The sequence below is a fragment of the Armatimonas rosea genome (assembly GCF_014202505.1).
GTDB lineage: Bacteria > Armatimonadota > Armatimonadia > Armatimonadales > Armatimonadaceae > Armatimonas > Armatimonas rosea.
Map to the genome: position 1 here is coordinate 340,001 of NZ_JACHGW010000004.1, position 16,413 is coordinate 356,413.

Sequence of the window (16,413 nt, forward strand, 5' to 3'; positions counted from 1 at the left end):
GCCTTAGTTCACCTTGAGGAGCTCGATCTCAAACACGAGAGTGGCACCAGGCGGGATCTCCCCCTGGCCCTGATCGCCATAGCCCAGCGCGGCCGGGATGACAAGCTTGCGGGTGCCACCTTCCTTCATGCCGGGGATGCCCTCGTTCCAGCCCGTGATCACCTGCCCGGGCAGGGTCAGCTTGTAGGAGTCGCCATGGTCCTTCGACGAATCGAACTTGGTGCCGTTGGTCAGCCAGCCGGTGTAGTGAACCTCGACACTCAGACCGTCCTTTGCCTCTTTTCCCGTCCCGACTTTCAGGTCCTCGTACTTCAAGCCCGATGCCGTGGTGACGGCTTTCGGGCCGAGCTTTGCCTTGGGTCCGTCTGCATCGCTTGCCTTGGCTCCGGCTGCCCCCGGCGACGCCTGCGCAATCGGAGTGGCCTCCGGGGCGGGCGGGGGATCCTTGGGAGCAAGGAACTTACCGACGATAAACAGTGCCACGAGGACACCGAGTGCAATGACGATAGGTTTGACAATAGGATGACTATTCATAGTTTTACGAACTCACCTCAAGTAATTCAAGATCAAAGAGAAGCGTGCTATTGGGCGGGATGCTACTGCCCGAGCCGCGCTCCCCATAGCCTAGGTCCGACGGAATGATCAGGAGGCGCTTCCCCCCGACCTTCATCGTAGAGGCACCTTCTTCAAAGCCCTTGATCACCTGGCCCGCACCGATCCCAAAGCTAAATGGCGTCCGCCCCGGGTTAAGCGACGAGTCAAAGATCGTGCCGTTGAGCAGAGCGCCCGTGTAGTTTACCGTGACGGTCTGACCATTCTGCGGCGTGACTCCCGTACCCACCACCTTCTCGATGTACTTCAGGCCACTGGGGTTGGTGACGATATCCCCGACCAGCACGACCTGCGACGCGCTCGTGGTGCCGGCGACACTCGCCTGAACCACCGCATAGCCCGCCGCCACTCCGGTCGCTGCCCCCGCCGAGGTCACGGTGAGCGTCTCGCCGCCACGGGTCACCGTCACACTCAAACCATCGGTGCCCACAGGGATCGCCGCCCCCGCCGTATCTTTTACGTCGATCGTGAGGTTTTTAGTTTCCCCAATCTTGACATTTTGTTGCTCAGGAATCGTCACCGTAAAGCTCCCCGCCGGGCTGATGGTCACGGTGGTCACCGCGCTCTCCAGGCCGGGAATCTTTGCTTTGAGCTTGAGGAGCCCGAGTTTCGCCGCCGTGACCGTGCCATTACTGCTGACACTGGCCACATCGCTCCCACTGGTTACCTCAAAGCTCAGCTGGGTGGGGTCGTAGCTGATCGGATTGCCGTCGGCATCGGTGAAGCTGTACTCCAGCTTCTTGCTCTGCCCCAGCTTGACACTCTGCCCCGCCGCGATCACCGCAGTCGCCGTGCCCGGAGCGCGCACCTCGATCTCGAAGGGCTCGCTTGTCTTGCCATCCAGGGCTGCCTGAACGCGGGCAAAGCCCACGGCCTTTGCGGTGAGCTTACCATCGGGCGTGAGGGTGACATTCTCGCCGCCGCTCAGAAGCGAGAAGGTTGTCGAGCCCGGGGAGACCGCGACGGTTGCTCCATTGCCATCGGTGGCCGAGAGCCCAAGATCCGCGCTCTGACCGACCAAGAGGCGTGTCGGGCTGGTGACGGCCACTTTCTGGATCTTCCCGACAAGCAGCACCTCTCCCGCCCCCGTGCCATCATCGGCGAGGTTGATCGCCTTGCTCGCCGTACCCACAACCGCCCCCGAGCCATTCTTGCCCGAATAGAAGGTCACCGTGAGCAGGTTCGGCCCCGGGATGACCTTGGTGGGAGAGACATAGCTCTGCGTGTAGGCCGCGGGATCGTCGTTGCGGTTGATCGCCGCAAACGCACCCTGGCGCAGCGAGACAACCGCAGAGAGCGCCGAAGACGGTGCACTCACGCCGCGGCTACGGGCCGTCCAGCCAATATCCAGCTTGAGCGCGGTGGTCGCGACCGTGGCGGAGGTGCTATCCCCGCCGCCACAGCCACTCAGAACAACAAAAGGCACTGCCGAGAGAAGGGCAGCCAGAAAAACGGGTCGTCGCATGTAGGCCTATTTTACCGCGAGCAGTTCAACATCGAAAATCAGGGTCGCGTTGGGCGGAATCACCCCACCGGCGCCACGGGAGCCGTAGGCCAGGTCGCTCGGGATGGTCAGCGTCCGCCGCCCCCCGACCTTCATGCCCGCCACGCCTTCGTCCCAGCCCTTGATCACCTGTCCCACCCCAATCGTGAAGGTAAACGGCTGTCCCCGATCGCGCGAGGAGTCGAACTTGCTGCCATCGAGCAGGGTGCCGGTGTAGTGCACCGAGACGCCACGTCCCGTCACGGGCGATGCGCCCTCACCAACGACGATATCTTCGTATTGCAGGCCAGAGGCCGTCGTAACAGTTGCCATGCCTCCCAGTTTACCAGAATCCCAAGTGAATTCGGGTACAGTATCAGACACCTTGATACGTGAGGCACCCCCATGTTCACTCGTGATCCCGTACCATTTTTCACGATTCCCTTCACTCTCGACAAGAAGACCAAGCATATTCTGGTAAAGCTCAGGATTAATGACAGTCCTGCCTTAAATTTTATCGTCGATACAGGATGCCCTTATACGCTTGTGGTCACCAGCCAGCTCGCCAAGCGTGTTGGAATAGAGCCCGCCGCCCCTGAGAAAGCGTCTCTCAAGCACGGCACGCTCTCACAACCTTTAAAGCTCACCTTCGCGGAGCCGATCGCTCAGCGGGATGCGGATGCGATCAGGTACGACATACCAATGGCATTGATCCTTTCCCAAAGTGCTATTAGCTCACATATGGAAGAAAATCGCCTCGGTGGAATTCTCGGACTGGGGTGTCTTCATCTGTTCAATGTCTTTATCTCTTGGAAGAAAAAGACGATTTCCTTCTTTCCCAAAGAGACTCCTTATCCGGTTCTTGAGTCTACTGTGGAACTCCCCTTTAAGTTAGATAGCTCCAAGGATAGTTTCATGCGTGTCTCTCTCCAGATTCCAGGATTAGATGCCCACTTAACAAATGTCGTCTTTGATACAGGATCGGTCTATACGGTGCTTGCAAAATCACTTGTCCGCAAAGAGCTTATAGAAAAACGTAGTAGTCAGTGGGAGATCAAGCGCATTACAGGTACAGACCTCGCGCAAGCTGGCTACTATTTCAAGAAAGAACCTGTCTGCTTACCGTCGGGCAAACCCATCGGTCAAGGAGTGCTCTGTAGCCTCGGGGATGAGATCCTGCAAGGCGAGCCCTCGGTCACTGCCCTGCTTGGGCAAGACGTGCTGATCGGACACGAGCTGTTCTTGAACTTTCAGGAAAGCAAGGTATTCTTTCTGTAGAACACCATGCCCCCTGAAAAGCTTCTCCCCTACCTCTTAGACACCGCCCAAGACCTGCTCTCGACCGCGACCTACGAAAGCCAGACACACAAGGCGGCCGTGATCGTCCACTGGCTGGCGGGCTTGCTGGAGTCCACGGCCCCCGATGCGACACCACTCCTAATCGCCATCTCCGACCCCGAGACCGGAGAGCCAACCGAAGAGATCACGGACACCGCGCGACTAGAGATTCGCCTGCGCCTCGCCGACAGCACGGAGCTCTCGGGGGAGCGCCTACTCGTGCGGGGCTAGGGTGACCCGAACCGTGGTTCCCTTACCGACCTCGCTCTGAATCTCCAGAGTCCCGCCGTGTGCCTCGACAATCGCGCGGCTGATCGCAAGCCCAAGGCCCGTGCCGCCGCCGGTGCGGGCGCGGGCACTATCGACCCGGTAGAAACGCTCCCCAAGGTGGGCTAGATGCTCGGCGGGAATTCCCTCGCCGGTATCCGTGACCGTGAAGCCACTCGGCTGAGCAGACAGGGTGACCGTGCCCTCTTTCGACGTATGGCGGAGGGCATTGTCTAGTAGGTTCAGGAGAAGGCGGTGCAGCAGGTGCGAGTCGCCCCAGAAGCACTCCTGGCTCACTTCCTGGCGCAAGGTCGCCCCGTCGGGGTAGAGCTTGTGCGCCTCCGAGATCGCCGCAGAGAAGAGCATCGCCGCACTGATCTCATTTTCCTTCAGCGGTAGCTGGGCATGGTCCGTTCGGGCAAGGAGCAAGAGGTCCTGCACCAAGCGGCTTGTCCGGTCCGCGGCCCGGTCGATCTCGACCAGGGTCTCACGGTAGTCGGAGGGGAGATCGGGATCGGCCAGCGCCAGGCTGGAGTTGGCCTTGATCACGGTCAGAGGGGTCTTGAGCTCGTGCGAGGCATCGGCGACAAAGCGCTTCTGTCGCTCAAAGGCCGCCTCCAGCCGCTCCAGCATCCCATTGAAGGTCTGGGCCAGTCGTGCGAACTCATCCTTACCTGGCCCCGGCACTCGCATCCGCTCCGACAGGTCCTCCACACCGATGCGTGCCGCGGCATCCGTTATCTGACGAACGGGTGCGAGCGCACGCCCCGTCAAGAACACGCCGCAGGTTCCCGCCAACAGCAGTGCCAGAGGAATCAGGGTGAGTAGCGTCCGTGTCAGGCGGTTCAGCTCCTCGTTCATGGGTGCCACGGACTCCGCAACTTGATAGTAGACGGCTTCATTGGTCTCGTCGGTGAGGAGCGCGACGGTGAAACACCGGCTCCCCGGGATCGAGCTATAGACCGGTTTCTGGGTTGCCTGAGCCTGTGCCAGTGCAACGGGGTCGAAGGCACTTAGCTCCGGCTGAAGGTAGTTTTTGCCACGGCTGTCATAGAAGGGATAGCGAAAGAGCTCTCCATCACGTCGCTCCCCAATATGCTTGGCGAGGCCCGGACGCCAGCGCTCAAAGGCAACCAGACTGTACTTACCGTCACGGGGAACATAACGCTGTGCCCGACGTTTTAGCTGCCAGTCGACACCTTCCCGGAGGGTTTGTGCGACCTGAACCCGTAGCATCACGCCAAGCGCTCCCAACACAATCGCAAAAACCAGCACATTTAAGACCGCGAGGCGGACACGAACACTCATGACGATTCTCCCTCGCCTTCCACCGGTCGGCGGAGGACATAGCCCACCCCATGGACGGTATGGATCAGCTTTATCTCGGCATCGGAGTCGATCTTACGGCGGAGCATGGTGATGTAGACATCCACCGTATTCGAGCCGGTTCTGCCTTCATCGCCCCAGATGCGCTCCAGCACGATCTCACGGGTCAAGGCGCGCCCCTCGTTCTTGGCAAGCGCCTCTAGGAGGCTGTACTCCCGCGGGGTCAGCGAGAGCTCCTCCCCAGCCCGTAGTACCCGCCGGGTCGTGGTGTCGATCTCAAGATCACGGATGGAGATCACGCTACTCTTATTGACCCCCTCACGCCGCAGGAGCGCCCGCACCCGCGCGAGGAGCTCCTCAAAGGCAAACGGCTTGGGCAGGTAGTCATCGGCACCGGACTCCAGCCCCTTGACCCGCTCCGGGACGGCATCCCGCGCGGTGAGCATGAGAATCGGCGTTCGGTCTCGGCGAGCCCGTAGGCGACGGCAGAGCTCCAGGCCATCGAGCCCCGGCAGCATCAGGTCGAGGAGGATCAGCGCGTAGCCCCCCTCTTTGGCAAGCTCCCAGCCGCTCAGGCCATCCTCGGCCAGCTCGATCTGGTAGCCCGCACGCTCCAGCCCCCGCTTCACCACGGAAGCGATCGGGGCTTCGTCTTCTACCATCAAGATTCGCACGCTCTGTTATATCGCCGCCAGACCGTGCGTGCATTCATGGATTTTTAACGCAAAAAGCCCAAGCGGACGAACCGCTCGGGCTTTTTGTCGGCACTGTCTGTGTTTAGATGTGCGCGGAGAGCTTCTCGGCGATCACCTGGCGGGGGGCAAGGCCCACCATGCCATCGACCTGCTTGCCGCCCTTGAAGATCAGCAGCGCGGGGATGCTCTGGATCCCGTACTGGCCCGCAAGCTCCGGCTCCTCATCGACATTGAGCTTAACGATCTTGACCTTCTCGCCCAGCTGCTCGGCCACGGCATCGAGCTCCGGGGCGATCCGGCGACAGGGACCACACCAAGGTGCCCAGAAATCAACCAGGACGGGGACCTCGGACTTTAGAACCGTGGCCTCAAAATCGGCGGACGAAACCGCTGCTGCTGCACTCATCTTACTTTCCTCCAAACAGTCTTTAGAAAATCTTCCAATCACGTTACAACTGAGCTTTGTAATTAGTTCCCAAGAACTCGGAGCTCCTTGGACGAGACCGTGAGGCGCTCACAGCCCGCTGCGGTCACCAGCACGTCGTCCTCGATCCGGACGCCCCCAAAGCCCTCGATGTAGACCCCTGGCTCGACTGTCGCGACCATCCCCTCGGAGAGAGTCACGGTGGCCTTGGGCGAGAATGTCGGCAATGGCAGGTCGTGGACCACGCGTCCGAGCCCGTGCCCCAGCCCGTGCGGCATCTCGCCGTAGCCCGCCGCCTTGAGCTGCTCGCGCGCCAGCGTGTCCACACTCTTGCCCTCGACACCGGGCTTGATCGCCGCCAGTGCCGCGAGCTGCGCCGCCAGAACCGAGTCGTAGATATGGCGCATTTTTTCCGTCGGCTCCCCCCCCACGACGACCGTGCGGGTGATATCCGAGCAGTAGCCATCCAGCACGCAGCCAAAGTCCATCAGCACGAACTCCGGCCCGCCCGACGAGCCAATCACCCGCTCCGACGCCCGCCCGTGGATCAGTGCCGCGTTGGGACCGCTGCCCACAATTGGGTCAAAGCTCAGCTTCTGCGCCCCATTCAGCCGGAAGAACGACTCCAGCTCCCACGCCACCCGCGCCTCGGTCATGCCAGGCTTGATGAAGCCGCACAGGTGCTCAAAACACGCATCAGCAAGCTTGCAGGCCGCCCGAATCTTGGCGATCTCGCTCTCATCCTTGATCGCCCGAAGCGCCTCCACATCGCCGGAGCGCGGAAAGAGCGCTTGCTGCGCCCGGTCATCGGGGTCGAGGGTCTTGTCCAGGGTCAGGAACGCACTGTAGGGAATGTGGTCCGCCTCAAACCCGATACAGAAAACGGGCGCAGTATCTCGGAGCCACTCCCCCGCCGCGACCAGCAAGACACTACTGGGCGGCAGGATCACCTGCTCAAAGCCCGGAACCTCGCGCTCCGCCTGCTGGGCATAGCGGCCATCCGTGAAGAATCGCGCATCGGTCTTTGTCACCACCACCAGCCCACTCGACCCCGAGAAGCCTGTCAAGTACCGCACGTTTTCAATATTGGAGACCACAAACGCATCGATGCGCCGGAACTTATCAGCTTCTAGCTCAAAGCGCGCACGCAGCCCTGCGACACGCTGGGGAAAGGCAAAATCACTCATGCGAACTAGCTTACCCTCTAACCCCCGTGAAACGGGGGAACAATAAGGAAAAATCAATTTTGTCCCCCCGCCGGGCGGGGGTTAGGGGGGGGGCTCTGGTAAAATCCCCCCATGTCTTCGATTCAAACCATGCGCGGTGTGGCGTTTGCCCCGCGTGAGACCGTGCGCGTTGCGCTGATTGGCTGTGGGGGCCGTGGCCGGGGGATGCTGGGTGAGCTCCTTGCGGTGCAGGGCGTGGAGATCGTCTCGGTCTTCGATGTCAGCGAGGAATCGGCCCAGAAAGCGGTCGCGGCGGTGGTCAAGAAGGAGCGCCCCGCACCCCGGATGGTCGTGGGCGGGGATGTGCGCCAAGTGCTCGACCCGGATGCCATCGACTTGGCCTATATCGCTACGCCTTGGCTCCAGCATGTCCCCTACGCGGTCGCGGCGATGGAAGCCGGGGTCCATGCCGCGGTCGAGGTGCCCGCGGCGGTGACCCTCGACGAGTGCTGGGAGCTGGTGGAGACCAGCGAGCGCACCCGCCGGCACTGTGTCCAGCTGGAGAACTGCTGCTACGGCTACAACGAGCTGATGATGATCCACCTCGCCCATACCGGCAAGCTTGGAACTCTCACCCACGGCGAGGCGGCCTACATCCATGACCTGCGCCACCTGCTCCTCTCCGACCACAGCGAGGGCCTCTGGCGCCGTGAGCCGCACAAGACCAGCGATGGCAACTTCTACCCAACCCACGGTCTCGGCCCGGTCGCGCAGGCCATGGGAATCCACCGCGGCGATCGGTTCGTCCGGCTGGTCTCGATGAGCAGCTGCGAGGCCAGCATGAGCGAGACGCGCGATGCCATTATTGACGAAGGCAATGCAAAGCGCCTTGAGACCTACAAAGCGGGCGACATGAACACCAGCCTGATCCAGACGGCGAAGGGCCGGACGATCATGCTCCAGCACGATGTGGTGACGCCGCGGCCCTACAGCCGGGGGACGCTCCTTCAGGGCAGCAAGGGGACGTTTCGAGACTGGCCCGCCGGGGTCTTTCTGGAGGCCGATCCGAAGAACCCGCACCACGGCGACTGGGCCGCGCTGGAGACGCTCAAGGACGAGTTCGAGCCGCCGCTCTGGCGGGAGTGGGGCGCTAAGGCACGGGAGACGGGCGGCCACGATGGCATGGACTTCATGATGAACTTCCGGCTGGTCCAGTGCCTCCGTGAGGGCCTCGCTCCCGATATGGATGTCTACGATGCCGCCGCCTGGAGCGCCCCCGGCCCGCTCTCCGAGGACTCCGTGCGCCAGGGCAGCCTGCCGGTCACCTTCCCCGACTTCACCCGCGGCCACTGGGAGTAAACCCGGCACGGTACAATAGTCGTCATTATGTCTGACACACCCGACGAGATCGAGCTTACCGACGAAGAGCGCGCCATGAGCGCCATCCACCCCGACCGCCTGCGCAAGCTGGAAGCCCTGCGGGCGGCGGGCCGCGACCCGTTTGCCCACGAGGTCTGGAAGCGCTCCTGCCCCCTAGCACAGATTCGCGCCAATCACGAGACACTTGCCGGAACCATGGTGAGTGTCGCCGGGCGCGTGAGTAGCCTGCGCCTGCCGTTTCTGGGCCTGCAAGACGAGTCTGGCGACGGCCAGGTGTTTGTCTCCAAGGACGATGCCACGGAGATTCAGGAGTACATCAAGGAGTTCGTGGACCTGGGCGACTTTGTCGGCGCTGAGGGCGAGGTATTCCAGACCCAAAAGGGCGACTGGGCCGTGCGGGTGACGAGCCTAGAGCTGATCTCCAAGGCGCTCCGTCAGCCGCCGTTCCCCAAGGTCTACTACAAGAACGGCGAGAAGCGTGTCCAAGGCGGCCTCAAGGATGTCGAGATCCGCTACCGCCAGCGCTATGTCGATCTGTTTGTGAACCAAGACGCCCGCGAGACCCTCAAAAAGCGCATGCAGGTCACCCGCGCCGTCCGGGAGTTTCTCGACAGCGTGGACTACCTTGAGGTCGAGACCCCGGTTCTCGTCACCGAGGCGACCGGAGCGGCGGCACGGCCCTTCAACACGCGCCACAACGCCGAGAAGCTGGACATGCACCTGCGCATCTCGCTGGAGCTGCCCCTGAAGCGGCTGATTGTCGGGGGGATCGAGAAGGTCTACGAGATCGGGCGGGTGTTCCGCAATGAGGGGGTCGATAAGGACCACAACCCGGAGTTCACTCTCCTAGAGCTCTACGAGGCCTACACGAATCTTGAGGGCATGATGGATATTGTCGAGCGCATGTTCCGCCATATCTGCAACACGGTGATCGGCGGCGATATCCTCACCCTCCCCGATGGCACGGAGCTGGACTTCTCCAAGCCCTGGCGGCGCCTGCCGATGCTCCAGGGAATCGAGGAGAACTCCGGCGGCCGCATCACGCGCGACCAGCTCCTTGATCTGGAGAGCGCCAAGGCCGCGCTCGCTCGTGTTGGCGGTGATCCAGAGAAAGAGACGACAGTCGGGGGGATTATCGAGAAGCTCAACGAGCTCCTCACCGAGCCGACCCTGATCCAGCCGACCTTCATCACGGACTTCCCCTACGAGACCAGCCCGCTGGCCCGCAAGAAGCCCGGCGAGCCGCACCTGACACGGCGCTTTGAGTGCTATATCGCGGGCCGGGAGACGGGAAATGCCTTCTCGGAGATCAACGACCCGCTCGACCAGAAAGAGCGCTTTGAGTTCCAGGCGGGCCAAGCGGCGGCAGGCGATGAGGAAGCGCACCCCTACGATGCCGACTACATCCGCGCCCTAGAGTACGGCATGCCTCCCACGGGCGGCTTCGGAATGGGCCTCGACCGTGTGGCGATGCTCTTCACGGGCGCGCCGAGCATCCGGGATATTATCTACTTCCCGCTCATGCGACCGGAATCGGGGCATTAGGCCGGGCAATAAGCCGGGCATTGAAATACCCGTCTCGGGGAAGGGAGCGTCCCGAGGACGCGCAGAAGTTTAGATCTCTGCGTCCTCGGGACGCTCTTTTTCTGGTGCCGGGGATTTCCAATCCCCGGGGCAATCCCCGGTTAGCGCACCCGCTCGCCGCAGTCGGGGCAGCGGGCGAACTCGGCGGGGACGATATGGTTGCAGCGGTGGCAGTAGGCCTGGTCCGGCTCATAGTCGGCGGCCTCGGGCTGAATGTCTTCCGGCAGGGGGGAGTCCCAGAGCTTATTGAGGTCGTAGGGATCACCGATGTCTTTCTTGACCTGCCACGCTTGCCAGGCCGCGAACGCCAGCCCGACTCCCATCAACATCAGGCCAAAGAGATGCCAGTCCCCGATACTAAAGAGCCAGCCACAGCCCGCTAGGATCAGCGACGCGATCACCCCACCCCACTGCCGGAAGAACTTCATGCTACGTGCCTATTGTCCCATACTACTTATTTTCCGTATGCCACCCGCCACACCGAGCCCGAGAAGTCGTCGGTGATGTAGAGGGCATCGTCGATTCCCACGGTCACGCCAACCGGCCGTCCCCAGACACGGTTTTCATCGACCACAAAGCCGGTCAGGAAGTCCTCGTACTCGCCGGTGGCTTGCTTACCTTCTTTGAGCGGAACCCGCACCACTTTATAGCCCGTACGCCGTGCGCGGTTCCAGGAGCCGTGCTCACAGGCGAAGATATCGCCCTGGTAGCTCTTGGGGAAACTCTTACCCGTGTAGAACGCCAGGTCGAGCGAGGCGCTGTGGGACTGGAGGAGCACATCAGGGACGGTCACCTTCCCCTTGAGATCGGGGCGCTTGCCAGCATGGCGCGGGTCCTCGTTGTCGCCGAGGTAGTACCAGGGCCAGCCGTAGAACGCGTCTTCCTTCACACTGGAGATATAGTCTGACGGCAGCATGTCCCCGAGGCCATCGCGCTCATTGACACTCATCCAGAGCTTGCCGTCTTTCGGGTTTGTCGCCAGCCCCACCGCGTTACGAATCCCCCATGCATAGACCTTGCGATCCTTGCCCTCGGGGGTGTAGGAGAAGATGCGGGCACGGCGCTCCTCCTCTTCCAGGTTCTCCGTGTTCACGTTGGTCAGCGAGCCAATGGAGACAAACATCCGCTTTTCGTCCTTCGAGAAGGCGATATCGCGGGTCCAGTGCCCGCCGCCGCGGAGCCGTCCCCCGCCGGAGAGATCGCTCACCACGACCTCGGCATCGCCGCGGGGGGCGAGATCGCCCACGCGGTAGGGAAAGCGCACGACCGAGTCCGTGTTGGCGACATAGACCCACTGGGGGTTCTTGGCGGGGTAGAACGCGAGACCAAAGGGCTGCTTGAGCCGGGTGGCGAAGGCCAGGGTCAGGTCGGGCTTGCCATCGCCGTCGGTATCGCGGATCAGCTGGACGCGGCCCCGGTCGGACTCAACCACGAAGAGATCGCCGTTAGGGGCGGTCTGGATCACGCGCGGCCCCTGGAAGCCACTGGCGTACTGGGTCACGGTAAAGCCCGCGGGAGCCTTGGGAAGCGCTCCCGCGGGGCGCGGAGCCCACCCTGGGCCGCGGTCCACCGATGGCGTATCAAAGGGCTTGGGGAGGTCGGCCACCGTGATCTTACGGCGGACACCGGGGGCATCGGTGCTAAAGTCACCAAACGCCGCCTTTCCGGTCAGAGTCGAGGATTGCTGTGCGAGTGCGTAGGCGCTGCCCACGAGAGCGACAGCAGTTAAGAAAGTACGAGAACGATTCACCATGGCGGAATTGTACCCGGAAGGCTAGTTTCGCTACCTGCTCTCTTGGCTAGCTACCCGGAGTCAGCGAGCTCGGCGAGCGCGGTCTTGATCTCGTCGCGCGGCAGGCCGCCCGCCTCCAGCTCATGGTCGGGGAGCTCCAGCAGGCGCAGGTAGAACGCCCGGGCACCCTCGGCGGCGCTGTCCACGTGGCTGTCCTGAAGATGAAAGTGGTAGTTCTCCGCACGGTCGTAGTAGCCCAGGGACTCCATGGCGCGGGCGGCTTGGCGCAGGATATGAGCCGTCCGGTCGGTTACCTCCACCTCGGCGAGCAGGCTCTCGTACTCGGCGAGGAACTCCGACGAGCGCAGCGATGACTCCAGGGCGAGGGCTTCGGAGTAGAGCAGGAGCGCCTTGCGTCGTGCAACCCGCGCCTGGTTGGGCTCGGCCTTGGCGCGCTGGAGGAGAAACTGCGCCGCCACAAAGGCATTGCCCGCCGTACGCGTCCGGTCTCCGCCCGAGAACATCCCCAAGAGAGTGGCATCGTCGAGCTTGAGGAGCGTGTCGAGGTCTAGGCCCGTTAGGTTCTTACACGAGGTCCCTAGCCGCTGCACGACATCCTCTTTGGTCAGCTCAATCCCAAAGATCGCAGCCAGCGCCTGCGAGAGCCCTTCGATCTGCTGCTGGACAAACCCTTTTCGTAGCATTCCTTAGCCGCCTTCTTCCCGTGGGACAAACTCGCGGGTCGTGAAAAAATAGAGCGCCATGCCGGTGCAGAGCACGATTACCAGGCTCACGGTAAACCAGGCGACCGGCTGGGTGACCGTAAAGGGATTGGAGCGCAACAAGAGGTTGGAGACATCCTCGGCGCTGTCCTGGGCACCGATAATCTCCTTCAGGTGCGGCGCGAGGGTGCGCAGGTACGAGAGAATCGAGAGCTTGGCAAAGCCGCTGGGAATCAGCGACGCGATATTCTCCCAGCCAAAGCCGTAGAGAAGCGCCCAGATTAGTGGGCGGGCCATGACGGTTGCAAAGAAGAGAAACAGCGACGAGTACGCTAGGGCTCCCACGGGGATGATCCGTAGGTCGGAGAGCATTCGGGGCCACTCGGGCTTGAGGCCATAGACCGCCAGCCCCAGTAGTAGCACGGAGAGGCTCACGGTCACGGTGATCCCCACCCAGGCCCCGATGAGCTTCATGAGCAAGAGCCGCCAGCGCGGAACCGGGCGGGTCAGGAGGTAGACAATGGTGCGCCCCTCGATCTCCGCCGAGAGCGCACCGGTCCCGTAGATCACGGAGAGGATGGTGAGGGTGAAGCCAAAGACAAAGTAGGCCGCGAGTGTGTTGTAGGCCTCTGCGGGGTCGAACCGATCCGTGGGCACCACCATCCGCCAGAGCACAGCGGCCAGGGCAGGGAGGAGCATCATCAGGATCGCGGTGAAGAGGCGCTTGGGCTTGAGCGCCTCCAGCAGCGATGTCTTCAGAATAAACAGATCGGCCATGATTATCCCCTAGCCCCCCGCTCCGAGCTGGGTGATGAGGAACGCGTAGTCGAAGGCGGCCTCGTGGAGAGCGTCGTAGCGGCCCGAAGCACCCCCGTGGCCCGCGTCCATGTTGCAGTGCAGGAGCAGTGGGTTGCTATCGGTCTTGAGAGTGCGTAGCTTGGCGACATACTTGGCCGGCTCCCAGTACATCACCTGCGAGTCGTTGAGGCTGGTCTTGACGAGCATGGTCGGGTAGTCCTTGGCTTCGAGCTGGTCGTAGGGGCTGTAGGACAGCATGTAGGCATAGGCCTCAGGCTCGTTGGGGTTCCCCCACTCCAGGTACTCCCCCACGGTGAGCGGCAGGGTATCGTCGAGCATGGTGTTGATCACATCGACAAAGGGGACATAGCTCACGCAGGCCTTGGCGAGATCGGGGCGCAGGTTCACGACCGCACCCATGAGCAGGCCGCCCGCACTCCCGCCCATGATGGCGAGCCGCTCCCGATCCACCTGCTTCTGCTCCACCAGGAAGTCGGCGCAGGCGATAAAGTCCGTGAAGGTGTTCATCTTGGTCATGAGCTTGGCGGCATCGTGCCAGGGCTTGCCGTACTCGCCGCCGCCCCGGATATGGGCGATGGCGTAGACCATGCCCCGGTCCAGGAGCGAGAAGACACTCGACCGAAACGATGCGGGCATGATGATCCCGTACGAGCCGTAGCCGTAGAGCACACCCGCCGCGCTCCCATCAACCGGCGTGTCCTTGTGGCGCACCAGCGAGATCGGAATGCGGGTTCCATCGCTGGCCGTGGCAAAGAGGCGCTCGGTGACATAGCTGCTCCGGTCCCAGCCCCCCAAGACCGGGGTCTCTTTCAGCAGTAAGCGCTCACGGGTGTTGAGGTCGTAGTCAAACACCGACGGTGGCGTCACCAGCGATGAGTACCGGAAACGGAAGGTCGTGGTCTCAAACTCCCGGTTGGCCTCGCCGGAGAGCGCGTAGGTGGGCTCGGGGAAGGCGATGGTGTGCTCGGTGCCCGTGGCAAAGTCCAGGACCCGAAGCTGCGGGAGCCCATCGGCCTGCTCGGACGCGACTAGGTGCCCGGCAAAGAGATCGAAGTCCTCCAGCCCGACCTCGGGGCGGTAGGGCAGCACATCGCTCCAGTGCAGGGGCTCGGGCGCACTCACGGGGGTTGCGATTAGCTTAAACGTGGGGGCGTCTTTGTTGGTGCGCAGGTAGAAGAGCCCGTCGCGGTGCTCGGCGTAGTACTCGTGCCCCTCTTCCCGCGGCAGGATCACGGTCAGCGCGTCGGTCGGGCTGTCGAGCTCCAGGTAGTGCAGCTCCGTGGTCGTCGATGACGCAGAGATCACAAACAAGAGCTTCTTATCGCGGGAGCGGTAGGCATAGCAGCGGTAGAGCGCATCCGGCTCCTCGTAGATCAGGGTGCCCACTCGGGTTCCCTCACTCGTGGGGGCGGAGGGGGCAAGCTCGTAGCGGTAGATCTCATGGGGGCGCTTGGTCTCGTCCTCGGTGACATAGAACAGGGTTTTGTTGTCCGCCGCCCAGCTGACGCCGTCCACTTTCTCGATCACATCGGGGAGCAGCTCGCCGGTCACGAGATTCTTGATGCGAAGCGTGTACTCCCGAAAGCCCGTGTTGTCGGTTGTGTAGGCCAGCAAGTTGCCGTCGTCGGAGATTGCGTAGGCCCCCACTGCCATGAACTTCTCGCCCTCGGCCAGCGCGTTGACATCCAGCGTGACCTGCTCGTCGCCCTCCTCCCCCTTCTTGCGGCAGTAGATCGGGTACTGCTTGCCCTCTTCGGTGCGGGTGTAGTAGAGCCAGCCCCCGTACGGGTAGGGAACGGAGAGATCGGTCTCCTGGATGCGCCCCAGCAGCTCGTCGTAGAGTGTCTTCTGGAGCGCCTCGGTGGGTTCCATCACGGACTTGGTATACGCGTTCTCGGCATCGAGGTAGGCAATGACATCGGCGCTGGTCTTGTCTTGCAGCCAGCGGTAGTTATCCGTGCGCGTGTCGCCATGGATCGTGTGGGTTGTTGGGACGATGGTCGCCACGGGAGGGATCGTGTTCTGCATGGTGGCTATTGTACCCGCTTCGCCGATCTTTATGGGCGTCGGTTCGGGCGGGAGACGGGCACATAAATGGGCCTATGAAGCTGGGGATATTTCCAGGGTTCTATTTGGGTCTGGTGGCACGAAAGCCGTGTACAAAGTCAGTGATGAGTTCGTTTTGGGTTGGCCGATCCAAAAAGAGAAAGGCATCAAATCTCTCGCGAAGCCAGCTTTTATTTTCGTCATCGGGCACTTGCAGAATAAGGAACAGCATGCCGGGGTCTTCTTCTCGCCGCTCAATCCCAGCAACAATCGACTCATTTTCCTTATACCTCTCGCCATAAAGTCGCCCCATTTGATAGTACTGAAATCGCCTGTAGTAACTCGACGTCATGGGCCAACTTGCCACAGCACTAACTACCAAAAAGAGAACGAGCGCGACGATGCTTGTCCGTTTAAAGGATATTTTCATGATTCGAGTCGCTTGTTTCCACTGTTAGTCCATCCACCAAGCCCAGAGCCTGGTTCGTTCCAATCCAATCCCCAATGCGATCACCGACCAAGCCCCCAGGAGATAGACCAGCGCCATGGTTCGCCGCGATGATGCCTCCCACGTGGAGCGACGCAGGAGCACGAACGGGGCCACCGGAAGGGTGAGCACTAGCGCGGCCTGGAGCACCATCACCACCACCTCATGCCACTGGTAGAGAGTTGTGGCGTACTGCTCCACCATCGGCTCCGGCCAGTGCCCCAGTCCAAGACGAACATGCGCGGCGAGTCCACCCCAAGCGATTCCAGCCAGCCATGGCAGGCAGGCGCAAAACCAAGCAACGCGCTGGAAAATCTTGGAGAGCGGCACCG

General features: G+C 62.0%; 16 protein-coding genes and 2 pseudogenes. 4 read left to right on the forward strand and 14 right to left on the reverse strand.

The features are described from left to right. Positions 1 to 3: 3 nt before the first annotated feature. The 3 genes and pseudogenes from HNQ39_RS21065 to HNQ39_RS21075 all read right to left on the reverse strand — a co-directional run. On the reverse strand, positions 4 to 534 hold the full coding sequence (locus tag HNQ39_RS21065) for an FKBP-type peptidyl-prolyl cis-trans isomerase (protein ID WP_184201476.1): 531 nt from the start codon (positions 532 to 534) through the stop codon (positions 4 to 6). 4 nt (positions 535 to 538) lie between these two features. Then, positions 539 to 880, reverse strand: a pseudogene (locus tag HNQ39_RS30675) (FKBP-type peptidyl-prolyl cis-trans isomerase); the annotation flags it as partial. 1,203 nt (positions 881 to 2,083) lie between these two features. Then, positions 2,084 to 2,419, reverse strand: a pseudogene (locus HNQ39_RS21075) (FKBP-type peptidyl-prolyl cis-trans isomerase); the annotation flags it as partial. 81 nt (positions 2,420 to 2,500) lie between these two features. On the opposite strand from HNQ39_RS21075, the gene HNQ39_RS21080 reads away from it, so the two are divergent. Further along, a complete protein-coding gene (locus tag HNQ39_RS21080; protein ID WP_184201486.1) occupies positions 2,501 to 3,373 on the forward strand; it encodes an aspartyl protease family protein in 873 nt (290 codons plus the stop codon). 6 nt (positions 3,374 to 3,379) lie between these two features. Further along, on the forward strand, positions 3,380 to 3,664 hold the full coding sequence (locus tag HNQ39_RS21085) for a hypothetical protein (protein ID WP_184201489.1): 285 nt from the start codon (positions 3,380 to 3,382) through the stop codon (positions 3,662 to 3,664). Here the strand turns inward: HNQ39_RS21085 and HNQ39_RS21090 are convergent. From HNQ39_RS21090 to HNQ39_RS21105, 4 genes are all read right to left on the reverse strand, one after another. Further along, entirely contained in the window at positions 3,647 to 5,008 is a 1,362-nt protein-coding gene (locus HNQ39_RS21090) for a sensor histidine kinase (protein WP_184201491.1), read from the reverse strand. The genes HNQ39_RS21085 and HNQ39_RS21090 overlap by 18 nt on opposite strands. Next, complete coding sequence (locus HNQ39_RS21095) at positions 5,005 to 5,700, reverse strand: response regulator transcription factor (protein WP_343075980.1); 696 nt, start codon at positions 5,698 to 5,700, stop codon at positions 5,005 to 5,007. Before HNQ39_RS21095 ends, HNQ39_RS21090 begins: the two co-directional genes overlap by 4 nt. Positions 5,701 to 5,803: 103 nt before the next feature. Then, a complete protein-coding gene (trxA, locus tag HNQ39_RS21100; protein WP_184201494.1) occupies positions 5,804 to 6,127 on the reverse strand; it encodes a thioredoxin in 324 nt (107 codons plus the stop codon). A 62-nt stretch (positions 6,128 to 6,189) separates the two neighbouring features. Next, positions 6,190 to 7,332: a M24 family metallopeptidase gene (locus tag HNQ39_RS21105; RefSeq protein WP_184201497.1), complete on the reverse strand. Its 1,143-nt coding sequence runs from the start codon at positions 7,330 to 7,332 to the stop codon at positions 6,190 to 6,192. A 111-nt stretch (positions 7,333 to 7,443) separates the two neighbouring features. On the opposite strand from HNQ39_RS21105, the gene HNQ39_RS21110 reads away from it, so the two are divergent. Beyond that, entirely contained in the window at positions 7,444 to 8,670 is a 1,227-nt protein-coding gene (locus HNQ39_RS21110; protein WP_184201500.1) for a Gfo/Idh/MocA family protein, read from the forward strand. A gap of 27 nt (positions 8,671 to 8,697) precedes the next feature. Beyond that, positions 8,698 to 10,236 carry a lysine--tRNA ligase gene (gene lysS, locus HNQ39_RS21115; protein ID WP_184201503.1) on the forward strand — a complete coding sequence of 513 codons (1,539 nt, stop codon included), beginning with the start codon at positions 8,698 to 8,700 and terminating at the stop codon, positions 10,234 to 10,236. Positions 10,237 to 10,376: 140 nt separating this feature from the next. Here lysS and HNQ39_RS21120 read toward each other — a convergent pair whose 3' ends face one another. The 7 genes from HNQ39_RS21120 to HNQ39_RS21150 all read right to left on the reverse strand — a co-directional run bounded on the left by HNQ39_RS21120 (position 10,377) and on the right by HNQ39_RS21150 (position 16,411). Beyond that, entirely contained in the window at positions 10,377 to 10,703 is a 327-nt protein-coding gene (locus tag HNQ39_RS21120; protein ID WP_184201506.1) for a hypothetical protein, read from the reverse strand. 26 nt (positions 10,704 to 10,729) lie between these two features. Continuing rightward, positions 10,730 to 12,028, reverse strand: coding sequence for a PQQ-dependent sugar dehydrogenase (locus HNQ39_RS21125; RefSeq protein ID WP_184201509.1), 1,299 nt, complete (start codon positions 12,026 to 12,028; stop codon positions 10,730 to 10,732). A 50-nt stretch (positions 12,029 to 12,078) separates the two neighbouring features. Beyond that, on the reverse strand, positions 12,079 to 12,711 hold the full coding sequence (locus tag HNQ39_RS21130) for a DUF6483 family protein (RefSeq protein ID WP_184201512.1): 633 nt from the start codon (positions 12,709 to 12,711) through the stop codon (positions 12,079 to 12,081). A gap of 3 nt (positions 12,712 to 12,714) precedes the next feature. Further along, the gene (locus HNQ39_RS21135; RefSeq protein WP_184201515.1) at positions 12,715 to 13,506 is read right to left on the reverse strand and encodes an ABC transporter permease; all 792 of its coding nucleotides are present in this window, start codon (positions 13,504 to 13,506) and stop codon (positions 12,715 to 12,717) included. Between the two features lie 9 nt (positions 13,507 to 13,515). Beyond that, positions 13,516 to 15,576 (reverse strand): S9 family peptidase, encoded by a 2,061-nt coding sequence (locus tag HNQ39_RS21140; protein ID WP_184201518.1) that lies wholly within the window; start codon positions 15,574 to 15,576, stop codon positions 13,516 to 13,518. A 100-nt stretch (positions 15,577 to 15,676) separates the two neighbouring features. Next, positions 15,677 to 16,024: a hypothetical protein gene (locus HNQ39_RS21145; RefSeq protein WP_184201521.1), complete on the reverse strand. Its 348-nt coding sequence runs from the start codon at positions 16,022 to 16,024 to the stop codon at positions 15,677 to 15,679. A gap of 24 nt (positions 16,025 to 16,048) precedes the next feature. Continuing rightward, the gene (locus HNQ39_RS21150) at positions 16,049 to 16,411 is read right to left on the reverse strand and encodes a hypothetical protein (RefSeq protein ID WP_184201525.1); all 363 of its coding nucleotides are present in this window, start codon (positions 16,409 to 16,411) and stop codon (positions 16,049 to 16,051) included. Between the last annotated feature and the right edge of the window lie 2 nt (positions 16,412 to 16,413).